Annotated in this window: 1 protein-coding gene; it reads right to left on the bottom strand. The window is 42.4% G+C overall.

Going from position 1 to position 309, the window contains the following annotated elements:
* Positions 1 to 101: 101 nt before the first annotated feature.
* Positions 102 to 309: transporter substrate-binding domain-containing protein (locus AB4653_RS27095; RefSeq protein WP_372105782.1), on the bottom strand; the 208-nt coding region annotated here is incomplete at its 5' end.

Here is a 309-nt window from a genome sequence, read left to right on the forward strand (position 1 = left end):
CACTTAAACACTTAAACAATGGTCTTTTGGAGCCAATAAAAATCCGAGAGCCTCACAGCCTTCGGATGTTTTTGGTGTTCTACTTTCAGATGCTAGGCGAATTACAAATCAGCGCCATAGATATCAAATGTGAAGTACTTCGCTGCGATCTTATCATAGGTGCCATTTGCTCTAATCTCTTCAATCGCGGCATTGAATTGTTTCGCCAGTTTTGAATCCTGCTTTCTTAGTGCTAAAGCCGTACCTTCGCCAATGTAGGCTTTGTCGGTAACTGCTTTGCCTTTGAACTCAAAACCCTCACCTTCTTTC

The sequence above is a fragment of the Vibrio sp. 10N.222.48.A3 genome, from assembly GCF_041475345.1.
Classification (GTDB): domain Bacteria; phylum Pseudomonadota; class Gammaproteobacteria; order Enterobacterales; family Vibrionaceae; genus Vibrio; species Vibrio tasmaniensis_A.